Annotated in this window: 23 protein-coding genes; 19 read left to right on the top strand and 4 right to left on the bottom strand. The window is 40.1% G+C overall.

Annotated elements, in window-relative coordinates:
* Positions 1–9 precede the first annotated feature (9 nt).
* Positions 10–822 carry an undecaprenyl-diphosphate phosphatase gene (locus JOC78_RS02380; RefSeq protein ID WP_204552643.1) on the bottom strand — a complete coding sequence of 271 codons (813 nt, stop codon included), beginning with the start codon at positions 820–822 and terminating at the stop codon, positions 10–12.
* Positions 823–1,050: 228 nt separating this feature from the next.
* On the opposite strand from JOC78_RS02380, the gene clpB reads away from it, so the two are divergent.
* Complete coding sequence (gene clpB / locus JOC78_RS02375; RefSeq protein WP_239586931.1) at positions 1,051–3,648, top strand: ATP-dependent chaperone ClpB; 2,598 nt, start codon at positions 1,051–1,053, stop codon at positions 3,646–3,648.
* Positions 3,649–3,705: 57 nt separating this feature from the next.
* On the opposite strand, the gene JOC78_RS02370 is transcribed toward clpB, so the two are convergent.
* A complete protein-coding gene (locus JOC78_RS02370) occupies positions 3,706–3,888 on the bottom strand; it encodes a YjzD family protein (RefSeq protein WP_204552641.1) in 183 nt (60 codons plus the stop codon).
* Positions 3,889–4,131: 243 nt separating this feature from the next.
* On the opposite strand from JOC78_RS02370, the gene JOC78_RS02365 reads away from it, so the two are divergent.
* The 6 genes from JOC78_RS02365 (at position 4,132) to JOC78_RS02340 (ending at position 8,947) form a co-directional block, all read left to right on the top strand.
* Entirely contained in the window at positions 4,132–5,088 is a 957-nt protein-coding gene (locus JOC78_RS02365) for a BMP family ABC transporter substrate-binding protein (RefSeq protein ID WP_204552639.1), read from the top strand.
* A 15-nt stretch (positions 5,089–5,103) separates the two neighbouring features.
* Entirely contained in the window at positions 5,104–5,289 is a 186-nt protein-coding gene (locus tag JOC78_RS02360) for a ComZ family protein (protein ID WP_204552637.1), read from the top strand.
* Between the two features lie 234 nt (positions 5,290–5,523).
* Positions 5,524–6,456: a beta-ketoacyl-ACP synthase III gene (locus tag JOC78_RS02355; protein WP_204552635.1), complete on the top strand. Its 933-nt coding sequence runs from the start codon at positions 5,524–5,526 to the stop codon at positions 6,454–6,456.
* 51 nt (positions 6,457–6,507) lie between these two features.
* The gene (gene fabF, locus JOC78_RS02350) at positions 6,508–7,755 is read left to right on the top strand and encodes a beta-ketoacyl-ACP synthase II (protein ID WP_204552633.1); all 1,248 of its coding nucleotides are present in this window, start codon (positions 6,508–6,510) and stop codon (positions 7,753–7,755) included.
* Between the two features lie 133 nt (positions 7,756–7,888).
* Positions 7,889–8,095 carry a YuzI family membrane protein gene (locus JOC78_RS02345; protein ID WP_204552631.1) on the top strand — a complete coding sequence of 69 codons (207 nt, stop codon included), beginning with the start codon at positions 7,889–7,891 and terminating at the stop codon, positions 8,093–8,095.
* A gap of 93 nt (positions 8,096–8,188) precedes the next feature.
* The gene (locus JOC78_RS02340; protein ID WP_204552629.1) at positions 8,189–8,947 is read left to right on the top strand and encodes a YjbA family protein; all 759 of its coding nucleotides are present in this window, start codon (positions 8,189–8,191) and stop codon (positions 8,945–8,947) included.
* Between the two features lie 37 nt (positions 8,948–8,984).
* Here the strand turns inward: JOC78_RS02340 and trpS are convergent, their stop codons facing one another.
* Both trpS and JOC78_RS02330 read right to left on the bottom strand, forming a co-directional pair.
* Positions 8,985–9,971: a tryptophan--tRNA ligase gene (trpS, locus tag JOC78_RS02335; protein WP_204552628.1), complete on the bottom strand. Its 987-nt coding sequence runs from the start codon at positions 9,969–9,971 to the stop codon at positions 8,985–8,987.
* A 57-nt stretch (positions 9,972–10,028) separates the two neighbouring features.
* A complete protein-coding gene (locus JOC78_RS02330) occupies positions 10,029–10,409 on the bottom strand; it encodes a DUF3899 domain-containing protein (protein ID WP_204552626.1) in 381 nt (126 codons plus the stop codon).
* Positions 10,410–10,864: 455 nt separating this feature from the next.
* Here JOC78_RS02330 and JOC78_RS02325 point away from each other — a divergent pair, with 455 nt between their 5' ends.
* From JOC78_RS02325 to pepF, 12 genes are all read left to right on the top strand, one after another.
* On the top strand, positions 10,865–12,469 hold the full coding sequence (locus JOC78_RS02325; RefSeq protein WP_204552926.1) for a peptide ABC transporter substrate-binding protein: 1,605 nt from the start codon (positions 10,865–10,867) through the stop codon (positions 12,467–12,469).
* 143 nt (positions 12,470–12,612) lie between these two features.
* Positions 12,613–13,545, top strand: coding sequence for an oligopeptide ABC transporter permease (gene opp3b / locus JOC78_RS02320; protein WP_204552625.1), 933 nt, complete (start codon positions 12,613–12,615; stop codon positions 13,543–13,545).
* Positions 13,545–14,573 (top strand): oligopeptide ABC transporter permease, encoded by a 1,029-nt coding sequence (opp3C, locus tag JOC78_RS02315; RefSeq protein WP_204552623.1) that lies wholly within the window; start codon positions 13,545–13,547, stop codon positions 14,571–14,573. The genes opp3b and opp3C overlap by 1 nt, the downstream gene beginning before the upstream one ends.
* Positions 14,574–14,596: 23 nt before the next feature.
* On the top strand, positions 14,597–15,664 hold the full coding sequence (locus JOC78_RS02310) for an ABC transporter ATP-binding protein (protein ID WP_204552621.1): 1,068 nt from the start codon (positions 14,597–14,599) through the stop codon (positions 15,662–15,664).
* A gap of 1 nt (position 15,665) precedes the next feature.
* Positions 15,666–16,598: an ABC transporter ATP-binding protein gene (locus JOC78_RS02305; protein ID WP_204552619.1), complete on the top strand. Its 933-nt coding sequence runs from the start codon at positions 15,666–15,668 to the stop codon at positions 16,596–16,598.
* A gap of 113 nt (positions 16,599–16,711) precedes the next feature.
* A complete protein-coding gene (locus JOC78_RS02300) occupies positions 16,712–17,911 on the top strand; it encodes a putative glycoside hydrolase (RefSeq protein ID WP_204552617.1) in 1,200 nt (399 codons plus the stop codon).
* Positions 17,912–18,136: 225 nt separating this feature from the next.
* Positions 18,137–18,712 carry a GNAT family N-acetyltransferase gene (locus JOC78_RS02295; RefSeq protein ID WP_204552615.1) on the top strand — a complete coding sequence of 192 codons (576 nt, stop codon included), beginning with the start codon at positions 18,137–18,139 and terminating at the stop codon, positions 18,710–18,712.
* A 355-nt stretch (positions 18,713–19,067) separates the two neighbouring features.
* On the top strand, positions 19,068–19,463 hold the full coding sequence (gene spxA / locus JOC78_RS02290; RefSeq protein WP_204552614.1) for a transcriptional regulator SpxA: 396 nt from the start codon (positions 19,068–19,070) through the stop codon (positions 19,461–19,463).
* Between the two features lie 257 nt (positions 19,464–19,720).
* Complete coding sequence (gene mecA / locus JOC78_RS02285; protein WP_204552612.1) at positions 19,721–20,383, top strand: adaptor protein MecA; 663 nt, start codon at positions 19,721–19,723, stop codon at positions 20,381–20,383.
* 187 nt (positions 20,384–20,570) lie between these two features.
* The gene (cls, locus tag JOC78_RS02280) at positions 20,571–22,085 is read left to right on the top strand and encodes a cardiolipin synthase (protein ID WP_204552610.1); all 1,515 of its coding nucleotides are present in this window, start codon (positions 20,571–20,573) and stop codon (positions 22,083–22,085) included.
* Between the two features lie 54 nt (positions 22,086–22,139).
* On the top strand, positions 22,140–23,333 hold the full coding sequence (locus tag JOC78_RS02275) for a competence protein CoiA (RefSeq protein WP_204552608.1): 1,194 nt from the start codon (positions 22,140–22,142) through the stop codon (positions 23,331–23,333).
* A 64-nt stretch (positions 23,334–23,397) separates the two neighbouring features.
* Positions 23,398–25,215, top strand: a complete 1,818-nt coding sequence (pepF, locus tag JOC78_RS02270; RefSeq protein ID WP_204552606.1) for an oligoendopeptidase F — start codon at positions 23,398–23,400, stop codon at positions 25,213–25,215.
* Positions 25,216–25,486 lie beyond the last annotated feature (271 nt).

The raw sequence follows: 25,486 nt of genomic DNA, 5'->3' as shown, positions 1-25,486 counted from the left end.
TGCAAGACATCATAAGAATAGCAGAACTAAAGGACCGACGATGAAACAGTAAATAGCAAAATATTTTAAATTTCCCTGTGCCATAATATTCATAAACCATTTTAATGAAAAATAGGACATGACAAAGGAGCCGATAAAAGCCAGTGTATAAGGAATGGCTAATTCCTGTAAGTGGGGATCTTGAAGAATATCAGAGAAACTTAATATCATTCCGCCTAAACTTACCGGAATGAATAATAAGAAAGAAAAACGCAAGGCAGTTTCTTGTTTCATTCCAAGACCCATGGCAGCTACGATTGTTGCTCCTGAACGGCTGATGCCAGGGATTAATGCGACCGCTTGGGCACATCCGATAATCAATGCATCTTTTATAGACATATCCCCATCATTCTTGCGTCCGCGCAGATTTCTAATGGTCCATAGTGCCACGCCGGTGATGATTAAAGTAATGGCTACCGTTCGTACGGATGATAATTTGTCTTCGATAAAATCTCCGAATACGACACCGATAACGCCTGCTGGGATGGTCGCAATGATTAGGTAAATGATAAACATGAACTCTGATCGATCTTCCGGACGCTTATGTTTAACATAATTTAAGCCATTAAAAGCAATTCTCATAATATCAGCCCGGTAAATAGCTAATACGGCAAGCAATGATGCTGAATTCACCATTAAATCAAAGGTAAGCCCTTTTATCTCAATATCGAAAAAATACTTGGCAAGCTGTAAATGTCCGCTTGAAGAAATAGGGATGGGTTCAGTAAAGCCTTGAAATAAGCCTAAAAACAAATATTTTACTAATAAATATACATCATCCATTTAATAAATCCTCCATCTAATAGTTTCACCTATCTAATTTAACATGAGCATGAATGAAAAAGTAAATAGACTGTTTATCTATTTAAATAAAAATTAATAATTGATATGTGAGAGGGAAAAGGGGAATGAAATAAAAGATATTTCGTTCAATTCAAATAGCTTTACAGAAATTAGGTGAGCGGAATATAATATCTTTAATAGTCAAGAAAGGTCAAAGAGGTGAGGAAGTTGAATATAGAGCGTATGACGTACACGATGCAGGAAGGATTGGCCGAAGCTCAAACCGTTGCAAAGGAAAGGGAACATACTGAAATAGGCATAGAGCATCTGTTATTGGTACTCGCTGCCCGGGAAGACAGTTTTTTCATGAGAATCATGGAAAGGGCAGGGAGCAAGAAGAGCAGCTGGCTGTCATTTGTACAGCAGGAGTTAAAGAAGAAGCCAGTCGTTTCTGGAGATGGAATAAAATATGGAGCCTATTTGTCCTCTGACTTGCAGACATTGCTTGATCAAGCTGATCGGTATAAATCTAAATGGGAAGATGATTATCTTTCTGTTGAACATGTGGCTGTCGCTTTGCCTGAAATAACTAGCAGGACAATGCAGCAATTTTTGCGTAATGAACAGTTAAGTAAGGAGCATTTAGAAAAAACAATACTTGAAATAAGGGGGAACCATAAAGTGACATCACAGCAGCCAGAAACTAGTTATGAAGCATTAACAAAATACGGGCGTGATTTAGTGGAAGAAGTGCGGTCAGGAAAGTTAGATCCGGTCATTGGACGAGACAATGAAATTCGACATGTCATTCGAATTTTATCAAGAAAAACAAAAAACAACCCGGTTCTAATTGGTGAGCCGGGAGTAGGGAAAACGGCGATTGTAGAAGGGCTGGCACAAAGGATTGTCAGAAAGGATGTGCCGGATGGATTAAAGGATAAAACCATTTTTGCTTTAGACATGAGCTCGCTTATTGCAGGGGCAAAGTTTCGGGGAGAGTTTGAAGAGCGTTTAAAAGCGGTTTTAACTGAAGTGAAAAAAAGCGACGGCAGAATTTTGCTGTTCATTGATGAGCTTCATACGATCGTTGGAGCAGGTAAAACGGAGGGAGCGATGGATGCAGGGAATATGCTGAAGCCGATGCTTGCCCGCGGAGAACTCCACTGTATAGGAGCTACGACTCTAGAAGAACATCGCAAATACATTGAGAAAGATCCAGCTCTTGAACGCCGTTTCCAGCAGGTGTTAGTTCAGGAACCCACTGTAGAGGATACTGTATCCATTCTGCGCGGGTTGAAAGAGCGTTTTGAAATCCATCACGGCGTCAATATTCATGACCGGGCAATCGTGGCAGCAGCGGCCCTGTCAAACCGCTACATTACGGATCGTTTTCTTCCTGATAAAGCCATTGATCTAGTAGACGAAGCATGTGCAATGATCCGAACAGAAATTGATTCGATGCCGAGTGAACTTGACGAAGTCACCCGCAGAGTGATGCAGCTTGAAATTGAAGAAGCCGCTCTTCAGAAGGAAACGGACGCCGGAAGCAAGGCGAGGCTTGAGCAGCTTCAGAAAGAGCTGGCTAACTTAAAGGAAAAAGCGAATGAAATGCATGCGAAGTGGCAGGGGGAAAAGGAAGCGATTGGACGCATTCAGGAAAAAAGAGAACTCCTTGAGAAACTTAGACGAGAGCTTGAAGATGCTGAAAGCCGCTATGACTTAAATAAGGCCGCAGAACTTCGCCACGGCAAAATTCCTTCGGCTGAAAAGGAACTGCAAGATCTTGAGAGAGAGACAGCGGAATCAGAAGAAAATGAGAACCGTCTTCTGCGAGAAGAAGTGACAGAAGAAGAGATTGCTGGAATTGTGGCGCGCTGGACAGGCATACCGGTGACTAGACTTGTTGAAGGAGAACGGGAAAAGCTGCTGCGCCTTGAACAGATTTTGCATGAGCGTGTCGTTGGCCAGGAAGAAGCAGTTCAGTTAGTAAGCGATGCCGTACTAAGAGCGCGTGCCGGTATTAAAGATCCTGACCGCCCGATTGGTTCCTTTATCTTCTTAGGTCCGACTGGCGTGGGGAAAACCGAATTAGCTAAAACACTTGCCCACACATTGTTTGACAGTGAGGAGCAAATGATTCGGATCGATATGTCTGAATATATGGAGAAGCATTCTGTTTCCCGTTTAGTTGGCGCACCTCCAGGATATGTCGGATTTGAAGAAGGCGGCCAGCTGACGGAAGCGCTGAGAAGAAAACCTTATTCAGTCGTTCTCTTGGATGAAATAGAAAAAGCTCACCCGGAAGTGTTTAATATTCTTCTGCAAATGCTTGATGATGGCCGGATTACGGATTCACAAGGCCGGACGGTTGACTGTAAAAACACAGTGGTCATCATGACATCGAACATTGGTTCATCTTACTTGTTAGACCGTAAAGAAAATGAAGAAGAGATCCAGGAAGAAACAAAAGACTTAGTGATGCAGCAGCTCCGGCAGCATTTCCGTCCGGAATTTTTAAACCGCGTCGATGATATAGTTCTGTTTAAACCGCTTAGTTTAAACAATATTCAAGGCATTGCGGGCAAAATGCTGAAAGGCTTAGAGAGCAGGCTGAAAGACCAGCAAATGAAAATGAAGGTGACTAAAGAGGCAGAAATGTATATTGCCAAGGAAGGATTCGACCCTGTTTACGGCGCCCGTCCTTTAAAGCGATTTATCCAGCGTGAAATTGAAACGAAGCTTGCACGCGCGATCATTGCGGGTCAGGTTTCTCCTCAAGAAGAGATCATAGTCGATGTTGAAAATGGTAGCCTGGTGATTAAATAAGGACACAAAAAAGGTTAGCGGCGATAGTAGCCGCTAACCTTTTATAATGTGAATAAATTAATGCTCATCCACCGGATCGTTCGGAATAAGAGCTGTTAAAACAAATATTAAAACAGTGACGATCACACCTAATAATAAGCCGATTTCGAAATGGAATGGTGCTCCGTTCATTGAACTTACTACATAAGTCACCATTTCTGCCAATAAGAATGTCCAGAAAAACGTCATAATAAATTGCATTGTTTCCCCTCCTTCAATAAAAAGTAAATATGTAATCTAAACTTAATCTTAGCACAAAAAAGAGGCAAGTAGAAAGAAAAATTTCAGCTCGTTAAAGGATTATTTGAATATGTAAACATTTCGTGAAATCTCTTGTGAATGATTCAAACAATTAATAAATAACTTTTGCTTTTTATCTGAACCTAGTTTCAGTAAAATGGAAGAGTGTGGCACGTATGTATATAAAAGGGGCATTGGAATTGGATGATTAATAAGTGGATCATGATCTTAATTATATTGCTTGTATCAATCGTACCAGGGTGTTCGAATGAGGCTGATAAAGGAGAACTTGAAAGTGTCGGCTTACTGGTAACAGATACAATCAGTGACCAAGTTTGGGGAACCAAAGGCTATAAAGGCATGCTGAAAATTGAAGCTGAATATGGCGTGGATGTTTATTATAAAGAAAGAATTGATTCACAAATACTGACTGAACGAGCAATTGAAGAATTCTCGCATAAAGGGGTTAATTTAGTTTTTGGCCATGGAATGGAATATGCCGAGTTTTTTAATAAAATTGCTCCAGAATACCCGGATATGCACTTCGTCAGTTTTAACGGACAAGCCGCCGAAAAAAATACGACAAGTTTAAAATTTGACAGTCATGCCATGGGATTTTTTGGTGGAATGACCGCCGCTCATGCCTCGAAAACAGAAACGATCGGTATCATCGCCTCTTACAAATGGCAGCCAGAAATCAAAGGTTTTGTTGAAGGGGCTAAGTTTGAAAATAAGGATATACAGATTCTTATAGAATATGTAAATGACTGGGATGATGAAGATAAAGCACTCCTCATTCTTGACGGGATGATGAAGAAAAACGTTGATGTTGTATATCCTGCGGGAGATGGTTATAATGTACCTGTTATCGAAAGGCTGAAAGAAAATCAGCTGTATGCAATTGGTTATGTCTCTGATCAATCGGAGCTTGGGGAAGATACGGTGTTAACAAGTACAATTCAGCATGTAGATAAGTTATACTTGCTCATCGCTCAACGCTTTGCCGAGAATGAGTTAAAATCAGGGAACCTGTCATTTGATTTTTCAGATGGGGTTATTTCCATGTCAGAATTTAATTCCCATATAGACAAAGAGTTTGCTGACCAATTAGTTGAATATGTGGACCGGTATATTGATACTGGGAAGCTGCCAAATAAATAGCTGGAGGAAATCATAATGAACGAAAATAAAAATATGGAATTTATGCAAATTGCTATGAAATATTTGCCAGAGGCACAAGAGAAATTAAAGGATTCAGGTATTGAATTTTCAATGAATTTAATGGAACCATTTATGGGACTATTTTTAAACGTCATGAACGAAGCTTATGAATTAGGCAAGCAAGATGCAAAGAGTGAGTAACAATTAAAGTGAGGCCTTGAACATATATATGTGTTTGAGGCTTTTTTATTTTGGCTCAACGTGCTGATTCTTGGAGATTCATAGGGGCTGTTTTTGCGGAATGATCTCGAAAATCATAGGAATCTCTCATGAAAATATGGTTGCAAATTCAGTATATTTTCAGTAAAATTAGTACCAAGTCATAATAATTGATAGTACATATATAAATAGAAGTCGAAAGAAGGGGAAACCTTTATGAATGCTGGGGTAATTGGAATGGGACGCTATGTTCCTGAAAAGGTTGTCACCAATCATGACTTAGAAAAGGTAATGGATACATCAGATGAATGGATTCGTTCACGCACTGGAATTGAAGAGAGAAGAATAGCTGGAGACGATATTGAAACGTCTGATATGGGAGTGGAAGCTGCTAAGAAAGCAATTGAACAGGCTGGGATATCACCAGAAGATATTGGATTAATTCTAGTAGCCACCGTTACTCCTGATTACCGATTTCCATCAGTTGCCTGCATGATTCAAGATCAAATTGGAGCCAAACATGCAGCAGCCATGGATATTAGTGCAGCATGTGCAGGTTTTATGTATGGTTTAATTACAGCTAAGCAATTTGTGGAAACTGGCACGTATAAATATGTGCTGGTGGTAGGTGTAGAAAAGCTATCTAAAATCCTCGACTGGAATGACCGTAATACCGCTGTTTTGTTTGGAGATGGAGCAGGAGCGGCTGTTGTCGGACAAGTATCAGAAGGAAGAGGGATTCTCTCATTTGAACTTGGTGCAGACGGTTCTGGGTTAAAGCATTTGTATCAAGAAGAGTTCGTCAAAATGAACGGCCGTGAAGTTTATAAATTCGCTGTGCGCCAAATGGGGGAATCATGTGTAAACGTGATTGAAAAAGCAGGATATCAAAAGGAAGATGTAGATTTCCTCCTGCCTCATCAAGCGAATATCCGAATTATGGAGGCGGCAAGGGAAAGATTGAACCTCCCGAAAGAGAAAATGTCAGTCACAATTAATAAATATGGAAATACATCAGCGGCCTCCATACCGTTAACCTTTATGGAGGAAATCGAAGCAGGCAACATTAAAGACGATGATTTATTAGTCATGGTAGGGTTCGGCGGCGGGTTAACCTGGGGCGCCATTGCCATGAGATGGGGACGATAAGTCCATATAGATAGGAAAACCGTTTGGTTATATTATTAAAGGAGTGGAATCATGGAAAAGCGCAGAGTAGTAATTACGGGGCTTGGAATTATCTCGCCTGTAGGAAACACATTAGAAGAAGCTTGGTCAAATGTTATTAAAGGAGTAAGCGGAATTAAACCGCTGACAAGAGTAAATCCGGATGATTACCCGGCGAAAGTAGCCGCTGAAATTACAGATTTTGATCCTGAGCAGTATTTTGATAAAAAAGACGCGCGTAAGATGGATCGCTTTACGCAATATGCGGTGGCAGCAGGGAAGATGGCTGTTGAAGATGCTGATTTAACCATTGATGAATCAAACGCTGAGCGCATTGGTGTATGGGTTGGTTCTGGAATTGGCGGAATGGAAACATTTGAGCAGCAGTATAAAACATTTATGGAGCGCGGCTACAGACGTGTCAGCCCATTCTTCGTGCCAATGATGATTCCTGATATGGCAGCTGGACAAGTTTCGATTTACCTGGGTGCAAAAGGGGTCAATTCATGTACGGTAACAGCTTGTGCGACAGGAACGAACTCGATTGGAGACGCATTTAAAGTCATTCAGCGCGGTGATGCAGACGCAATGATCACTGGCGGTGCTGAAGCTCCAATTACCCAAATGTCCATGGCAGGTTTCTGTGCCAACACAGCATTATCTACTAATCCTGATCCGAAAACAGCCAGCCGTCCATTTGATGCTAACCGCAGTGGATTTATCATGGGTGAAGGCGCAGGCATTATGGTTTTAGAAGAGTTGGAGCATGCAGTGAAACGCGGGGCAAAAATTTATGCCGAGATCGTTGGATACGGCGCAACAGGGGATGCCCACCATATTACAGCACCATCACCAGGCGGAGAAGGCGGCGCTCGTGCGATGAAATTAGCGATTGAAGACGGCGGCTTAGCTCCTGAAGATGTCGACTATATTAACGCTCATGGGACAAGCACGCCATACAACGATAAATTTGAAACGATGGCGATTAAGCGAGTGTTTGGCGACTATGCACACAAATTATCCATCAGTTCAACAAAATCTATGACAGGTCATTTGCTTGGAGCAGCAGGCGGAATCGAAGCGATCTTTACTGCAATGGCGCTTAAGAATGGCATCATGCCTCCAACAATCAATTTAGAAACACCTGATCCAGAATGTGATCTGAATTATCTTCCAAATGAAGCAGTTGAAAAGGATATTAAAGTCGCAATCAGCAATTCACTTGGCTTCGGCGGACATAACGCTACCATTGCCTTGAAGAAATGGAACGAAGGTAACTAATAAATAATAAAAGAAGAGAGTAAATAAATGGCTGCGGCTCTTTATTTACTCTTTTTTTGCATGTTTTTTTAATTAAATCATACATATATAGGACAAGCAGATACCAAAAAAAATAGTTAAAAGGACGAAGTACATGGCAATTAGACTGTTCTTTTTTTTACTAGGGTTTGGACTTTCAGTCATAGGCGGAGTTAGCTGTATCATGTATTTAAATTTACTAGCAGCGGGATTAACGATGGAAGAGTACTTTGCTTACATTGCCGGAAGGACAGAGTGCTATTTCTTAGTAGCAGGGGTTTTTCTCCTGACTTTCTCAACTTTAATTCCTTCAAAGCGATGAAAGGATAAAGAAATATAAGCCGATAAAGGAATATTTTTACTCGATTTTGCCCATACTTTTAGACAAATAGTTGAAGAAGTGAGGAGGTTCATTATGTTATATCTTCATGATGTCTGGGTGAATTGGTTCGAAGGGGAAGAAAACAGTTATAACATTTGCCATTTTCACGAGTGGCGCAAAGATGATGCAATTGAATTATTGGATCAAGTTCCTGTAGTAATTATAGAAGAAAACTTATTTCATTATATTGAGAATGACCTTGCGGAACTGCCGAAGCAACTCCTAGAGGATGTAAAAAAGAAAGCGTTTTTACGAAAGAATCATGAAAGAGTGCAGCTCGAATACTGCTTTGTTGTCTCAGATGGGACAGGTATTCTAGCGGTAGATACAATGGGCTATGGCATTCCTGTTCGAAAAAGCCGACTTGTACCGCGGCAGGAACAGCTTGTCTATGAAATGACTCGAAACTATACGGCAACTCACTACGACTTTGAGACAGGTGTTCAAAATAAGGATTATCATATCCTTTCTTTAAATCCTGACTATGTGAATGGTTTAACCCGAAAAGAAAGACAGTTGAAACAATTGCTGTTTATGGCGCTTGACCAGCTGTTTTCATCCAAAAATACAGCAGAAATCCGCTATTGGTATACGGAATGGGCTCCGGATAAGTATAAACAGATTCAAAAGATGAATTTTGAAGAAGCGAAAGATATGTTCTATGGTGAAGTAAAGGAAGGGTGGACACTTAGCCACCAGAGGCTTTGTGAGAACTTAATTAAAGGCCAGCCATTTTTTGAAAAGCTATGGGAAGTAGAAATGGACACAAAAGTAAATGAATCAACCAAATAAAAAAAGGAAGGGGAGACTCCCTTCCTTTTTGCTTTGATTATCTTTTCCGGCCTAGACCCATCGCTTTTTCCATTTTCTTAAGCATTTTATTCGCTGTATAGTTCGCTTTTTCAGCTCCAGCATCTAAAATGCGGTCCAGTTCATCTGATTCAATTAATTCATAATAGCGTTTTTGTACGGGCTCGAGGTGACGAACCACCACTTCTGCTAAATCAGATTTGAAATCTCCGTAGCCTTTGCCCTCATATTGCTGCTCAAGTTCCGCTGCTGTTTTATTTTCCAAAATGGAATAGATCGAAAGTAAATTCGAAATGCCTGGTTTATTTTCTTTATCGAAAGTCACAATTCCTTCAGAATCCGTTACTGCGCTTTTAATCTTCTTAATGATCTGCTTAGGTTCATCAAGCAGAGTGATAAACGCTTTTGAGTTCGGATCAGACTTGCTCATTTTGCGCAATGGATCTTGGAGAGACATCACGCGTGCGCCCACTTTAGGAATTCTTACTTCAGGAACTGTAAAGATATCATTATATTTTTTGTTAAAACGCTCTGCCAAGTCCCTTGTTAATTCTAAATGCTGCTTCTGGTCTTCTCCTACCGGCACTAGGTTTGTACCATATAACAGAATATCTGCGGCCATCAGCGGCGGATAAGTCAAGAGGCCTGCCGAAACAGCTTCTTTTCCAGTAGACTTATCTTTAAACTGAGTCATTCTTTCAAGCTCGCCAATATAAGCGACACACTGAAGCATCCAGCCGGCTTGCGCATGAGCCGGAACTTCTGATTGTATAAATAGCGTGGCTTTCTCTGGATCAATTCCAACAGCTAAATAAAGAGCAGCCAAGCTCTTAATATTTTTTCTTAACTGCAGCCTGTCTTGGGGCACAGTTATTGCGTGCTGATCGACAATACAGAAATAGCAATTGTAATCATCTTGAAGTTCTGTGAATTGCTTTAGTGCCCCTATGTAATTTCCTAATGTAATCGTGCCACTAGGCTGAATCCCTGAAAATATTGTTTCCATATAGTATGTTCCTCCACTTCTTCATGGTAAAAATTATAAACAAATGGCACGCAACTTTCAAGATACCGAGAAATAAGCAATGAGGATATCCAGTACGGCTATGAAGCCTCCTCCAGCTAACAACGGGTATGTCCACTTGTAGATTCTTTGTTTGGGGTGCTCGATATGAATGTCTTCTGTATCATCGAGTGAATCGAATTGGGAAATATACTTTCCTTCAGACGAAGATCTTCGTAAACGTTTAAAGCTGTAAGTGATTCCATTGAAAAATCCTTTTTCTACCACAAATAAACTAGCCCCCAGCATCGTGACAAAAAGTGAAATAAAAAAAGAGATATTGAGAAAACTTAGTAAGAAGGGGTCAAGAAAGAGTGAACCTGCAAGTGAGGTGACGAGAATTAATCCAATGATCATGAGTCCTAATAGAAGAGGTTTCATTAATGTTCACCGACCTTCATGTGATTGAAACAAACAAAGTATAGCGAAAAAGGGGGATTCGTTCAACTGTATAAAAGCGGCTGGAAAATCTCAGATCATATATATAGTAAGAAATATCCTTAAAATTCAAAATGGACAAATTAATTACTATTCTTTGAAAACAATAATCAAATTTATATTATTACAAACATTGGGTATGAAAGCGCTTTAATGCGGTGAATTGGTATTCAGTAAAAAAGTTTTGCAGTGGAATAGGCGTATTAGCCTAAGTTGGTGAACTGTTTTAATTGTGACAAAATTGTTAATAAAATATAAAATAATTATTGCAAAAAAATTAAGAACTATTATATAATTAGTAATGCAATCTTCTGAAAAATTAGAAGATATATTATTGTAAGGGGGTCATTGAGTTGAAAAAGAAAAGTTTTGCACTTTTTCTCGTACTTTTGCTTGCAATGAGCACTTTCTTAGCTGCTTGCGGCGGCGGTAGTGAAAAGAAAGAAGAAGGCGGAGAAAAAACTTCTGGTAAGAAAGAAAACGTTTTGAAATTAACAGAAACACAAGACATCCCGTCTATGGACTCTGTTTTAGCAACAGATGCGGTATCTTTTAATGTATTAAATAACACAATGGAAGGTCTTTACCGTTTGGACAAAGATGACAAGGCGACTGACGGTATGGCGGAAGGCGAGCCTGAAGTCAGCGAAGACGGTAAGACATGGAAGTTCAAAATCAGAGATGCGAAATGGTCTAACGGTGACCCTGTCACAGCGAATGACTTTGAATATGCATGGAAGAAAGCGCTTAATCCTGATACAGCTGCAGAGTATGCGTACATAATGTACGATCTTAAAAATGCGCAAGCAGTAAATGAAGGCAAAATGAAGCCGGAAGAACTAGGTGTTAAAGCACTTGATGAAAAAACACTTGAAGTTCAGCTGGAAAATGCTGTTCCTTACTTTAAAGAATTATTAACATTTGGTACATTCATGCCTCAAAATGAAAAGTTTGTAACAGAGCAAGGCGATCAATTTGGTCTTGAAGCCAATACAACGGTATACAATGGACCGTTTACATTGGCTGAATGGAAACATGAAGACAAGTTCGTTATGAAGAAAAACCCAGAGTACTGGGACGCAGAAACAGTTAAACTTGAACAAATCAATACAAAAATTGTAAAAGATACACAAACAGACGTAAACCTTTTCGAGAGCGGCGATGTAGATCAAATCAAATTGTCCTCTGAATTCGTTGATAAGTACAAAGAGAACGAAGGATTCTTCAATCACCAAGAAGCAACTCTTTTCTTCTTGCGTATGAACCAAACAAAAAATGAAGCTCTTAAGAATGTCGATGCAAGAAAAGCCATTGCAATGGGCTTTGATAAGAAAGGTATTACCGACGTTATTTTAAATAATGGATCTAAACCAGCTAACTACTTTGTTCCTCAAGACTTTGTTGAAGGTCCAGACGGGAAAGACTTCCGTGAAACTGGCGGCGAGTACTTGAAAACAGATGCGAAAAAAGCAAAAGATCATTGGGAAAAAGCAAAGAAAGCTCTTGGCCAAGACCAAGTGACGATCGAGCTTTTAAACTATGATGATGATGTATCTAAAAAAGTAGGCGAATATTTAAAAGAACAGCTTGAAACAAACCTTGAAGGCTTAACTGTAAACATTAAGCAGCAGCCGTTTAAACAAAAGCTAGATCTTGAAACAAAAATGAACTATGAAGTATCTCTTGGCGGATGGGGTCCAGATTATCTAGATCCGATGACGTTCATGGATATGTTTGTCACAAACGGTGCACACAACCAGCAAGGTTACTCAAATCCAGAATTTGATAAATTAATTCAAGACTCTAAAACAACTTTACTTTTAGAGCCTGAAAAGCGCTGGGATGCTTTAGTAAAAGCTGAAAAGATTCTTTTAGAAGATGATGCAGCAATTGCTCCTATCTATCAAAGATCAAGAGCTTACTTAAGAACGCCGCATGTGGATGGTATCTTAATCCATAAAGTGGGAGCCGATTTCTCTTTCAAATGGACAGAAATCAAATAAGTATTGCTTGCTGAAATAAAAAAGGGAGAGATATGCTAATCGGCATATGCTCTCCTTTTTCCCTGAAAAGGGACAAAAAATCTGAATAAAAAGAAAATTTATCGAAACTTGTCGAAACACCCGAAATCAAAGGGGGGCTATCTATGTTAAAGTACACCATTAAACGAGTAATATATATGTTTATCACACTACTGATTATTGCAACGATTACCTTCTTCCTTATGAAGCTCCTGCCAGGATCGCCACTAACTAATCAAGAGAAATTAAGCCCGGCACAGCAAGAAATCATCTTAGACAAATATGGCTTAAATGACCCTCTCCCTGTTCAATACGTCAATTATATGACGAATTTACTCCAAGGTGATTTAGGTTTATCCTTCCAATATGATAATCGTTCGGTTACTAAAATGATTACTGAACGAATTGGTCCTTCTGCACATTTAGGTTTGCAGGCCATCATATTAGGAACCATTGTTGGAATCATTCTAGGCGTCTTAGCTGCATTAAAACACAATACTATTGTTGATTATGGAGCTACGACTATCGCTGTTTTGGGAATATCCATCCCATCGTTCGTTTTTGCAGGATTCCTTCAATATTATTTAGCTGTTCAATATCAGCTTTTTCCAGTTGCTGCATGGGAAGGCTTTGAGTATACGGTTCTGCCGACCATTGCCTTATCCGTATTTGTTATCGCAACGGTTGCCCGTTACATGAGATCTGAACTGCTAGAAGTCCTGAGCTCTGACTATATTATGCTTGCTAGAGCAAAAGGAATCAGCGGCACGGGGATTATGGTTAAACATGCGGTTCGTAATGCACTCATACCAATCATAACGTTATTGGGTCCATTAGCTGTAAATATTATGACTGGCTCTTTGGTCATTGAACGGATATTCGGAATTCCCGGAATTGGGGAGCAATTTGTCCGCTCCATCATGACCAATGACTTTACTGTGATCATGGGCGTCACACTATTCTACAGTGTGTTATTTATTTTTATCATCTTCGTTGTCGATATTCTGTACGGAGTGATTGATCCGCGGATCCGTATAAGTGGAGGAGGGAAGAAATAATGAAATCAGATAACATCAATACACAGACAGAATATCCGCAAGAGCTTTTTCGAAAAGTTGACCGGCCTGAACATGACGCGGAGAAGATTGGCAGACCCAGTTTAAACTTCTGGCAGGATGCCTGGCTTCGCCTCAAAGGAAATAAAGGGGCGATTGTTGGCTTAATCTTGATCGCGATTATTACATTTATGGCCATCTTTGGCCCTTCAATGAACAAATATACGTATAAAGAACAAAATATCATGCATGCGAAATTGCCGCCTAAGGTAGAAGCATTGGCAGATATCTCTTGGCTTCCATTTGACGGCAAAGATAAAGACGGCTTTGATATGTATGAAGCAAGAAACGTAAAAGAATCCTACTGGTTTGGTACCGATGATCTTGGACGAGATCTATGGACAAGAACATGGTATGGAACGCGTATTTCGATATACATCGGTGTCTTGGCTGCTGTTATTGACTTTATAATTGGAATCGCATATGGAGGAATCTCTGGATTCTACGGCGGCCGTGTCGATAATATCATGCAGCGTATTATTGAAATCTTAATGGGTATTCCGCATTTAATTGTGGTTATTCTTTTTATCTTAATTTTTGAACCAGGTATATTCTCCATCACAATGGCGATGGTTATTACAGGCTGGGTGAGTATGGCTCGGATTGTCCGCGGTCAATTCTTAAAATTAAAAAACCAAGAATTCGTTTTAGCATCTCGTACGTTAGGTGCTTCGAACAGCCGATTGATCTGGAAACATTTAATGCCAAATGTGATGGGTCCAATTATTGTTACTACTATGTTTACCATTCCAAGCGCCATTTTCACAGAAGCATTCTTAAGCTTCATCGGTCTCGGAATTCGTCCGCCGGAAGCATCTCTTGGTTCATTAGTAAATGACGGGTTTAAATCTTTGCAAGTCTATCCGCATATGCTGATCATTCCATCTGTTATCATCAGTCTGCTGATTTTAAGCTTTAACTTGCTCGCAGATGGACTTCGAGATGCACTTGATCCGAAAATGCGTAAATAATGTTGAGGAAGGAGAATACAGCCATGAACAAAATATTAGATGTACAAAATTTGCACGTCTCCTTCGATACGCATGCGGGAGAAGTCAAAGCGGTGCGAGGCGTCGATTTTCACTTAGAAAAAGGAGAAACTCTGGCTATTGTTGGGGAGTCTGGTTCTGGGAAATCCGTTACGACGAAAGCCTTAATGAGACTTATTCCAAATCCTCCCGGCCGAATTAAGGAAGGACAGATCCTTTTTGAAGGTCGGGATTTAGCGAGACTTTCAGAAAAAGACATGGAAAAAGTAAGAGGAAAAGAAATCTCGATGATTTTTCAAGATCCCATGACCTCTTTGAATCCGACGATGACAGTAGGAAAGCAAGTGATGGAGCCGCTGATTAAACATCAGAAGATGAGTAAAGATGCAGCAAGAAAGCGAGCAATCGAGTTATTGACGCTAGTTGGTCTGCCGAATCCGGAGCAGCGCATTAAGCAATATCCGCATCAGTTTTCCGGTGGACAGCGCCAGCGGGTCGTCATTGCAATCGCTCTTGCCTGCAACCCGAAAATCTTGATTGCTGATGAACCGACAACCGCGTTGGATGTGACGATTCAAGCTCAAATTCTAGAACTGATGAAAGATCTGCAGAAAAAAATTGATACAGGCATTATCTTTATTACCCATGATCTTGGGGTGGTGGCTAATGTAGCTGACAGGGTAGCTGTCATGTATGGCGGACAAATTGTGGAAACGGGTACAGTGGATGAAATCTTCTACGACCCTCGTCACCCGTATACGTGGGGGCTGTTATCATCAATGCCAAGTCTAGACATTGATGAGGGAATGGCTCTGCAAGCCATACCGGGAACTCCTCCTGATCTATTGAATCCGCCGAAGGGTGATGCATTTGCCTTAAGAAGTGAATTTGCGCTGCAGATCGACTTTGAACAAGAGCCACCGGTCTATCAAGTATCGGATACACACTTCGTGAAATCTTGGCTTCTGCACCCGCAGGCACCAGCCATTGAACCTCCTGTGAATGTACAGCAGAACCTGCGCCCAATGCCAGGGAACTTTAAAGAACCGGTGCTTGTCAAGGAGGTACGATAAAATGACTGAAAAATTGCTGGAAATTAAACACCTTAAACAATACTTCAATGAAGGCAAACCGAATATGGTCAAAGCGGTGGATGATATTTCGTTCGATATTTACAAGGGAGAAACACTGGGTCTTGTTGGCGAATCCGGCTGCGGAAAGTCGACCACGGGACGATCGATCATTCGCTTGTACGATGCGACCGACGGTGAGGTGCTGTTTAATGGAGAGAATGTACACGGCAAAAAATCCAAGGCAGAGCTTAAACAGTTTAACCGCAAAATGCAAATGATTTTTCAGGATCCTTATGCATCCCTTAATCCCCGGATGAAAGTTGCTGACATTATTGCTGAGGGGATTGATATTCATGGGCTGGCTAAAACGAAAAAAGAAAGAATGGACAAAGTGTACTCCTTGCTTGAGACAGTTGGTTTAAACCGTGAGCATGCCAATCGATATCCTCATGAATTTTCAGGCGGTCAGCGCCAGCGTTTAGGAATTGCGAGAGCATTGGCGGTAGAACCGGATTTTATCATAGCAGATGAACCTATCTCGGCACTAGATGTATCCATTCAAGCACAAGTAGTTAACTTGATGCAGAAGCTCCAAAAGGAAAAAGGATTGACCTATTTGTTTATTGCTCATGACTTGTCTATGGTGAAATATATCAGTGACCGTATTGGAGTCATGTATTTTGGTAAATTAGTCGAGCTTGCACCAAGTGATGTGCTATACAAAAATCCAATGCATCCATACACTCAATCATTGTTATCTGCCATTCCGCTTCCCGACCCGGACTACGAAAGAAATCGGATCAGAAAAACCTATAACCCGGCGGATCATCAATATACAAGTGAAGATCAAGTAGAAATGAGAGAGATCGCTCCGGGCCACTTTGTTTATTGTTCGGAGAAAGAATTTGCAGAATATAAAGCTTCTTATAAATGAGAAAAAAGTGACCGGCAGCTCCGGTCACTTTTTTGTTTGATTAAAAAGGCGGAGATAGTAGAGTAATAGCAGGTTTAGTTGGGTAAAAAAGGATAGAAAGGAGAGGATTAACTATGAAGAAGTGGAAAAAGTGGACGGCTGTTAGCTTGTTAAGTTTCATTCCGTTCTTATCTCCCGGGCAACATGCGTTTGCTGCAGGTATGAAGGAATTTAAAGAGCGTCCGATTCCTGATGTGGGCAAGGAAATTCCAGCAAATATGACGCGTTTTATACATGACAGCGGATTGGAATTTACTTATCCAGATGCTGTCAGAGGCGTGTATGTAACTGGTCATTCGGCAGGAGGCGGCCGCTTTAACCAATTAATGCAGCTTATGGAACAAACAGAACTGAATGCAATGGTCATCGATATAAAAGATGACTGGGGAAACCTTACATACAAACCGGATGCCGATTCACCATATCAGGATATCAGCAAAAATTTCATTAAAGATCCTCGTCAAATGCTGAAGCAAATGGAAAAACAGCAGGTGTATCCGATTGCTAGGGTGGTCGTCTTTAAAGATACGAATCTCGCTAATAAGAAACCTGAATGGTCTTTTACACAAAATGGTTCCGTATGGTCCAATGGCAGCGGCGAATCTTTTGTCAATCCATTTGTAAAAGATGTGTGGGATTATAATATTGGGATTGCGAAAGAAGCGGCAAAAATGGGTTTTAAAGAAATTCAGTTTGACTATGTCCGCTTTCCGGAAGGGTTCGAAACAAGAGACAAAGATTTAACTTATAGTGAGGGTAACTACAAGAATTCCAAGCATGATTCCGTTCAGCGAAGAGTCCAGGCAGTCACTGACTTTGTTGCCTATGCGCGCAAAGAACTGAAGCCGTATGATGTCCAAGTGTCTGTAGATATTTTCGGTTATTCAGCAACATTGCCAGAAGCTCCTGGAATCGGTCAGAACTTCTCCAAAATCTCAGAACATGTGGATGTCATTTCTTCCATGGTTTATCCAAGTCATTGGACTTCTTATTTTGGAATTTCCAAACCTGACTTAGAGCCGTATAGGCTGATGAAAGAATATGCGAAAGTCGAAAATAAAAAATTGTCAGAGCTGAAATCTCCTCCTGTCTCTCGCCCATGGCTGCAGGACTTTACCGCCTCGTGGCTGGGAGCGGGAAATTATATAAAATACGGCCCACAAGAAGTTGAAGCTCAAATTAAAGCGTTAAATGAGGAAGGAATCGATGAGTTTTTGCTTTGGAACGCATCAAATAAATATACGCCAAACGTGGACTATACCCCTTTGAAATAATAGCATTTTTGCTTGTTAGGATCAATTTCATGGATTGATCCTATTTTTTATAGGAAAAAGGGTTTAAAAGCTGAAAAAGAGGGAAAATACATATTGGCAAGCATAATTGGATCTGTAAACACTCCCCATTATTACACCCTATTAATTGTTTTACACCCTTATTATTTCTTTCACTAATTACAAATATCGGAATCGCGTTCTCGCGGTAAAAGGAGAAGAGGCATATTGCATTGGTATGAAAAGTTAAATCAATACTTTCCTATTGAGGAAATGAAAGCGAAAGAACATATGGAACTGCTTTTAAAAGAACGAGGAGATATTTACCACAAGGATGAAGGACCGAATCATGTCTTGATATATGTGGAATTTGACAACTTCGTGTTTGTTGATTATTTATTTGTTTCTAAGGATGCACGCGGGCAAGGATTAGGACGCAAGCTTATTGATAAGCTGAAGCAAAAAGGCAAAGCGGTGATCCTTGAAGTGGAGCCGGTAAACTATGAAGATACAGACTCTGAAAAGCGCCTGCGCTTTTATGCGCGTGAAGGGTTTGAACATGCATCGAGCATCGGTTATCGCCGCCGCTCATTAGCAACGAATGAAGTGAATGAAATGGAGATTTTATACTGGGCTCCGAATGATGAATCAGAAGAGATGATTTATGAAGCAATGTGTAAAACCTATCGTTTAATTCACAAGTATAAAGATGAAGAAATTTATGGCGAGGCGTTTGATCCGGTTCAAAAAGTACTTTCAATTGATGAAACAAAAGAATCGAATATCTTAAAAGAATTAAATTAAACAGCAAGCGTGCCAGGTCAAGCTGGCACGCTTGAATTCGTTCATCGTGATATTTATTAAACCAGCAAATGTTTTAAAAATATATGATGAAAAAGGTTTAAGTTAGAAAGATAAGGGTAACTAATAATAAAGACTAATTATTGGGTATGAGATTTCTAGATAAAGAAAGTTATGTAAATAAATTATGTGATAATTATTACAATGTAATGAAAACTATGTGCAGGAGTCTTAAGTTCATGTATAATACATAACGTAGCCGGATGTAAAAAAGATTACTTTTTTGAATTCTTCATGAACTAAGATTCCTCATAATTAGCAGGTATTATATTTTATTTTTAAGGAGTGTGATTGAGGAATGGTTACTCTATATACTTCACCAAGCTGTACTTCTTGCCGGAAAGCGAAAGCTTGGTTAGAAGAACACGAAATATCATACGTCGAAAGAAACATTTTTTCCGAGCCATTGAGCATCGAAGAAATTAAAGAAATATTAAGAATGACTGAAGATGGCACGGATGAGATTATCTCCACTCGTTCAAAGATTTTTCAAAAGCTAAATGTGGATCTTGAGACATTGCCGCTTCAAAATCTGTTTGAGCTTATCCAAAACAATCCAGGGCTGCTTCGCCGTCCGATTATTATGGATGAGAAACGATTGCAGGTGGGCTACAACGAGGATGAAATTCGTCGATTCCTTCCTCGAAAAGTTCGTACATTCCAGTTGCTTGAAGCACAAAAAATGGTCAACTAATGACTATAAAAACCTTCATACTAGAGTATGGAGGTTTTTTCATACACTTTTTGTTTTTAAGAGGTTGAAAATTTTTAAAAATTCAGATAGAATGACCAAACAAACATTATTTTTCCCTAATCTTTATGTTTTCATTTCTAGACTTTTTATCATACAATAAATATATAGAAAGGAATAACTATTAGTTATTCTGGGAAAAAGCTAAAGAGAGAAGCAGATGCTCTTTAGTACCCTTAGATGGAAGGGAGAGGTAGTTTATGGAAATCGAACGCATTAACGACAACACAGTTAAGTTTTACATCTCGTACATTGATATAGAAGAGAGAGGCTTTGATCGTGAAGAGATTTGGTATAATCGCGATCGCAGTGAAGAGCTTTTTTGGGATATGATGGAGGAAATCCATGATGAAGAAGACTTCACAGTAGATGGCCCTTTATGGATTCAAGTTCAGGCTTTAGACAAAGGACTAGAAATTCTCGTTACACAAGCCAATGTAACAAAAGACGGACAGCGTATTGAACTGCCGCTTCCAGGTGATAAATACCGAGACTTTCCAGTCGATGAACGTTTAGAAGACTTACTTGACGAGCATTTCCAAGAGGACTCGTCAGACAAAAATAAAAAAGAACCGTCACTTGAGTTTTTACTCGCTTTTCATGACTTTGAGGACTTAATTAGTTTGAGCAAGCGCAATGATCTGGAAGAGATGAAAACTCAATTATACGCTTTTGAAAACAAGTATTATCTGTATGTTGAATTCCCAGAGGACCTGTTTGACGAAGAATCTATAGATAATTCACTTAGTGTATTGCTCGAATATGCCTATGAATCAGGCATGTCGGTTCACAGACTGCAGGAATACGGAAAGTGCGTCATGGAAGACAACGTATTTGAAACAGTTCGTAAATATTTTTCCTGATACTTCACGCTGGTCTCATTAAGAGATCAGCTTTTTTTTGATGAAATGACATGGAAGACTTTCCGGAGAGCTGCCCCTTCTAGTATAAAAATGATTTACCTGCTTATTGATATGGCTTCATGATTTATGAAAAGGGGTATAATAAAACCACTATAGAGAGAGTTTTGAGAGAGGCAAGGTGCAGGGGATGAAATACACCATTAAAATCCTATTTTTTATTAGCGCAATTTTTATCATTTATTTATTTGTCATAAGAGAGCATGTCAATGGCATGGCTAGCTACTTAAGTGTGTTTCTCACATTATCTGTTATTATTATTGGGTTTTTAATCTTTTTTGAAAATAGGCATCCGACTCAAACCATTACGTGGCTGGTTGTTCTAGGGGCGTTTCCTTTATTTGGGTTTATTTTTTATTTACTCTTTGGCAGGAATTATCGAAAAGAGCGAATGTTTAAGAAGAAGTATATTCTTGATAAAGAAACGTATCAGCAATATGAATATCGCCATTCAGAATCGGACTTGAAAAAACACTTTGAGAAATATGGTCAGCGAAAGATCTATCCATTGGCAGAGTCACTTGGCAGCAGCGGTATTTCTTTTCATACGGAGACAGAGTTGCTGACAAATGGCGAAGCAACATTTGATTCCATTAAGCAAGAACTGAGAAAAGCTCAGCATCACATTCATTTGGAATACTATATTGTCCGTGATGATGAAATTGGTACTGAAATCAAAAGAATCTTAATCAGTAAAGCCAACGAGGGAGTCAAGGTTCGATTTCTGTATGATGCCGTTGGCTCATGGAAGCTTTCCAATGCCTATATTCGTGAAATGGCAGATGCGGGGATAGAGATGGTCGCTTTTGGGCCGGTGCGTGTGCCTATTCTAAATAATAAGCTTAACTTTAGAAATCATAGAAAAATTATTGTTATTGATGGAAATGTCGGTTTTGTCGGTGGATTGAATATAGGTGATGAATATTTAGGAAAGGTAGAGCAATACGGTTTTTGGCGAGACACTCATTTATATGTCAGGGGTGAAGCGGTTCGTTCGCTGCAATTAATCTTTCTGCAGGATTGGTATTATATGACTAACGACAGCTTTATCACTCCTGGATATTTAACTCCTGAACCTGAAACGAGAGTCAGAAGAACCGGCGGTGTCCAGATGATTGCGGGCGGCCCTGATAATGAGTGGAGCGTCATTAAGAACATCTTTTTCTCGATGATCACCTCTGCTGAAAAGTTTGTTTGGATTGCTACTCCTTACTTCATACCGGATGAAGATATTTTTTCAGCCTTAAAAGTTGCAGCATTAAGTGGAGTAGATGTCCGGCTGCTCGTTCCCAACCGACCTGACAAGCGCATTGTCTTTCATGCATCACGCTCGTATTTCCCTGATTTACTAGAAGCGGGGGCACGAGTATTTGAATATGAAGAAGGTTTTATGCACAGTAAATTTATTATTGTTGACGGTGAGATCGCTTCCGTCGGCACTTCGAATATGGACATGAGAAGCTTTCATCTGAATTTTGAAGTGAATGCATTTTTGTATCATACACAAAGCATTGAAGATTTAGTGGCTGCGTTTATTAATGATCTGCAGTCGGCTAATGAGATTGAACTTGAGGACTTTAATTCGCGGCATTTAGGTTATCGTCTGCTTGAGTCCACCTCAAGGCTGCTATCGCCTTTATTATAAAGATCTGCTCAGAAGAAAAGTCACCTCGGTGGCTTTTTTTTGCAGGAGATCGGATTGCATCGTCGAATGGTAAGAGAGGAAAGGAGTGAATCTATGCTGATTGCCAACGATTCAAATGGGAGAAGCTTTAATCTTGCAGATAATTGGAGCCGTAAAGAGCTGGCTAACCTCAGAAAACACAGCACCTCTTTTCAATGCCCGCAGTGTAAGAAACAAGTTATTTTGAAAGCCGGCCAATTGAAAATTCCTCATTTTGCCCATAAGACAGGTCACTCTTGCCAAGCATTCTCAGAAGGGGAGTCAGGGCGCCATCTAAAAGGAAAAGCGGATCTATATCACTGGCTTAATCAATTTCGTAAAACGTCACTTGAGCCTTTTCTGCCTGACATATCACAACGACCTGATTTACTTTCAGGGGATTTAACAGCTGTTGAATACCAATGTTCAGCGATTACAGCCGAACTGTTTTCCGCTAGAACAGCTGGCTATCTGAACAGAAAATATACACCATTTTGGATTTATGGCGGCAAGTCCATTGAACAGCAATATGGCTATTATAAATTCTCGGCATTTCAACGTTTGTTCTTTCAATTCTCTCCTCAGTTCGGTTTCTGGATGACAGCTTATTGCCCAGATCAAGAAGCTTTCACCTTCTATCACCAATTAACGCCTCTCACTGCATCTCTCTACTCAGCATGTAAACAAGTGATACCCATTGAATATTTAACTTTTCCTCCCATGTTGCAACGCGCAGCCGTCCTGCCTTTTACTATGGATGAATGGATAAAGAGGAAGCATTACTGGATTCAATCTCAGCTCTATCATAGATGCGGCATTCAGCATCCATTGATCCAAACGGTCTATCGGGCGAAATTAAACCTGGCACTGCTTCCTGAATGGATGGGGGTGCCTGTGCGTTTGATGGCACTCCTAAAAAATCATCCGCTGGAATGGCAATTTTATTTATGGAATGACCTATTCGGGCATACTATAAACGTAACGGCCGAAGAAGCGAGTGAAGTGCTAGAGCGCAGAATTCAATCCGGCCATTTACAAAAAAATATCTTTCCTCAGATAAAGACACCATTAGCAGAAATGGCTGAAGAATATTTGCAGGTTCTTAATCATGCAGGAATTCAACTGGGAACGGATTGGGGGATGGAGTCCCGAGTCGAAAAACAAAGAGAAAAAGAAAGTCAATTTGCCAAACAGTATGGAGAATCCATCATTAACCGGCTTATTTTTTGAAAAATGCCTGATGGAATAATATGATAAAGATAGAAAAATAAAATTAGCTAATGGGGGTTATTAAATGACGAAAGATCAAGCGGTAAAACAATTACCACCGAGAGAAGATATTCCGGAAGAATTGACTTGGCGATTAGAAGATATATTTCCGAATGACTCAGCTTGGGAAAGTGAATTTAAAGAAGTGAAAGCATTATCTGAAAAGGCACAAAGCTTCCAAGGCACATTAGGAACAGATGCCGACAGCCTGTATAGATTCTTAACCTATCAGGATGAACTGCTGCAGCGCATGGGCAAGTTATATACATATTCACATATGCGCTATGACCAAGACACGACGAATTCTCTTTATCAAGGGATGGATGATCGGGCAAAAAATCTGTACACGCAGCTTTCAAGTGCCTTATCATTTGCGGTTCCAGAAATACTGGAAATAGATGAAGAAAAATTAAAAAACTTCGTCAACGTACATGAGTCATTAAAGCTGTATAAACAAGCGATTGATGAAATTAATCTTCAGCGCCCACATGTTTTATCAGCGGCAGAAGAAAATCTGCTTGCTCAAGCCTCAGAAGTGACTTCAGCATCCAGTAACACATTCGGCATGCTGAACAATGCTGATCTTGAGTTTCCAGTGATTGAAGATGACAATGGAGAAAAAGTGCAAATCACCCACGGAAACTTCATTCGATTTTTAGAGTCAGATGATCGTCGCTTGCGTGAAGAGGCATTTAAAGCGGTCTACAAAACGTATGGCCAATTCAAAAACACGTTTGCCAGCACATTAAGTAGCCAGGTGAAAAAAGACAACTTTTATGCGCGGGTGCGGAACTATAAAAATGCCAGAGAAAAAGCTCTTTCCAATAATAATATTCCTGAAGCGGTGTACGATAATTTAGTGAAGACGGTCAACGACAACCTGCATCTTCTGCAGCGTTATGTGAAACTGCGGAAGAAAATCCTTGGAGTAGATGAACTTCATATGTATGATCTGTATACTCCGCTTGTAAAAGACGTCAAAATGAAAGTAACTTACGATGAAGCGAAGGAATACATGGTCAACGGTCTTGCCCCACTGGGTAATGATTATATTGCTGTATTAAAAAAAGGTCTTGAAGATCGCTGGGTCGATGTAGTTGAAAATAAAGGGAAGAGAAGCGGAGCCTACTCGTCAGGCACCTACGGAACAAACCCTTATATCTTAATGAATTGGCAGGACAATGTGAATAACTTATTTACACTGGCTCATGAGTTTGGACACAGTATGCACAGTTACTATACACGTGAAGCTCAGCCATATGTTTATGGAAATTATTCAATCTTTGTGGCGGAAGTAGCTTCTACATGCAATGAAGCATTATTGAACGATTACCTGCTAAAAAACTTGGATGATGAGAAGAAGCGCCTTTATATTTTAAATCATTATTTAGAAGGGTTCAGAGGCACTGTGTTCCGTCAAACGATGTTTGCTGAGTTCGAACACCTGATTCATGCAAAAGCGCAAGCAGGGGAATCGCTGACAGCTGACATGCTCACGAAGGAATATTATGAACTAAACAAGAAATACTTTGGTGACGAGATGGTTATTGATGAGGAAATCGGTTTAGAATGGGCGAGGATCCCTCACTTCTACTATAATTATTATGTTTATCAATACGCGACAGGATTTAGCGCAGCTACTGCTCTAAGCGCTCAAATTTTAGAAGAAGGCGGGCCTGCGGTTGATCGCTACATTAACGAATTTCTAAAAGCCGGCAGCTCTGACTTCCCAATTGAAGTATTGAAGAAGGCGGGCGTCGATATGACAACAGCCGCTCCAATCGAAGAAGCATGCAAAGTGTTTGAACAGAAACTCAATGAAATGGAAGAATTGTTGTCATAAGAAAAGAAAAACTGTCCCATCTGCCAGCTATCGAGGCTGGAGGTGGAACAGTTTTTTGTTTTGGATGTGAAATTCAGCAGTGAAATGACTGGATGGTTAGCGTTATCAGCGAGCTTTTGGGGTATATCGGCAACTTTCGAGATATATCGGCGAGTTTTGGGGATATATCAGCAACTCTCAGGATATATCAGCAACTTTTGGAATTTATCATCGACTCCACATTGGGACACTGACAGATCATCCAGTTAAAAATACCTTCGCTGATTCAGCA

The organism is Bacillus ectoiniformans (assembly GCF_016908875.1).
Classification (GTDB): Bacteria; Bacillota; Bacilli; order Bacillales; family Domibacillaceae; genus Bacillus_BX; species Bacillus_BX ectoiniformans.
This window is presented reverse-complemented; position numbering and strand designations above follow the sequence as displayed.

What these genes read in the sequence shown, in the direction of transcription:
- JOC78_RS02380 (WP_204552643.1), bottom strand. Translation starts at nt 822, where the DNA reads ATGGATGATGTATATTTATTAGTAAAATATTTGTTTTTAGGCTTATTT.
- JOC78_RS02370 (WP_204552641.1), bottom strand. Translation starts at nt 3,888, where the DNA reads ATGCAATTTATTATGACGTTTTTCTGGACATTCTTATTGGCAGAAATG.
- JOC78_RS02365 (WP_204552639.1), top strand. Translation starts at nt 4,132, where the DNA reads ATGATTAATAAGTGGATCATGATCTTAATTATATTGCTTGTATCAATC.
- JOC78_RS02360 (WP_204552637.1), top strand. Translation starts at nt 5,104, where the DNA reads ATGAACGAAAATAAAAATATGGAATTTATGCAAATTGCTATGAAATAT.
- JOC78_RS02355 (WP_204552635.1), top strand. Translation starts at nt 5,524, where the DNA reads ATGAATGCTGGGGTAATTGGAATGGGACGCTATGTTCCTGAAAAGGTT.
- fabF (WP_204552633.1), top strand. Translation starts at nt 6,508, where the DNA reads ATGGAAAAGCGCAGAGTAGTAATTACGGGGCTTGGAATTATCTCGCCT.
- JOC78_RS02345 (WP_204552631.1), top strand. Translation starts at nt 7,889, where the DNA reads ATGGCAATTAGACTGTTCTTTTTTTTACTAGGGTTTGGACTTTCAGTC.
- JOC78_RS02340 (WP_204552629.1), top strand. Translation starts at nt 8,189, where the DNA reads ATGTTATATCTTCATGATGTCTGGGTGAATTGGTTCGAAGGGGAAGAA.
- trpS (WP_204552628.1), bottom strand. Translation starts at nt 9,971, where the DNA reads ATGGAAACAATATTTTCAGGGATTCAGCCTAGTGGCACGATTACATTA.
- JOC78_RS02330 (WP_204552626.1), bottom strand. Translation starts at nt 10,409, where the DNA reads ATGAAACCTCTTCTATTAGGACTCATGATCATTGGATTAATTCTCGTC.
- JOC78_RS02325 (WP_204552926.1), top strand. Translation starts at nt 10,865, where the DNA reads ATGAGCACTTTCTTAGCTGCTTGCGGCGGCGGTAGTGAAAAGAAAGAA.
- opp3b (WP_204552625.1), top strand. Translation starts at nt 12,613, where the DNA reads ATGTTAAAGTACACCATTAAACGAGTAATATATATGTTTATCACACTA.
- opp3C (WP_204552623.1), top strand. Translation starts at nt 13,545, where the DNA reads ATGAAATCAGATAACATCAATACACAGACAGAATATCCGCAAGAGCTT.
- JOC78_RS02310 (WP_204552621.1), top strand. Translation starts at nt 14,597, where the DNA reads ATGAACAAAATATTAGATGTACAAAATTTGCACGTCTCCTTCGATACG.
- JOC78_RS02305 (WP_204552619.1), top strand. Translation starts at nt 15,666, where the DNA reads ATGACTGAAAAATTGCTGGAAATTAAACACCTTAAACAATACTTCAAT.
- JOC78_RS02300 (WP_204552617.1), top strand. Translation starts at nt 16,712, where the DNA reads ATGAAGAAGTGGAAAAAGTGGACGGCTGTTAGCTTGTTAAGTTTCATT.
- spxA (WP_204552614.1), top strand. Translation starts at nt 19,068, where the DNA reads ATGGTTACTCTATATACTTCACCAAGCTGTACTTCTTGCCGGAAAGCG.
- mecA (WP_204552612.1), top strand. Translation starts at nt 19,721, where the DNA reads ATGGAAATCGAACGCATTAACGACAACACAGTTAAGTTTTACATCTCG.
- cls (WP_204552610.1), top strand. Translation starts at nt 20,571, where the DNA reads ATGAAATACACCATTAAAATCCTATTTTTTATTAGCGCAATTTTTATC.
- pepF (WP_204552606.1), top strand. Translation starts at nt 23,398, where the DNA reads ATGACGAAAGATCAAGCGGTAAAACAATTACCACCGAGAGAAGATATT.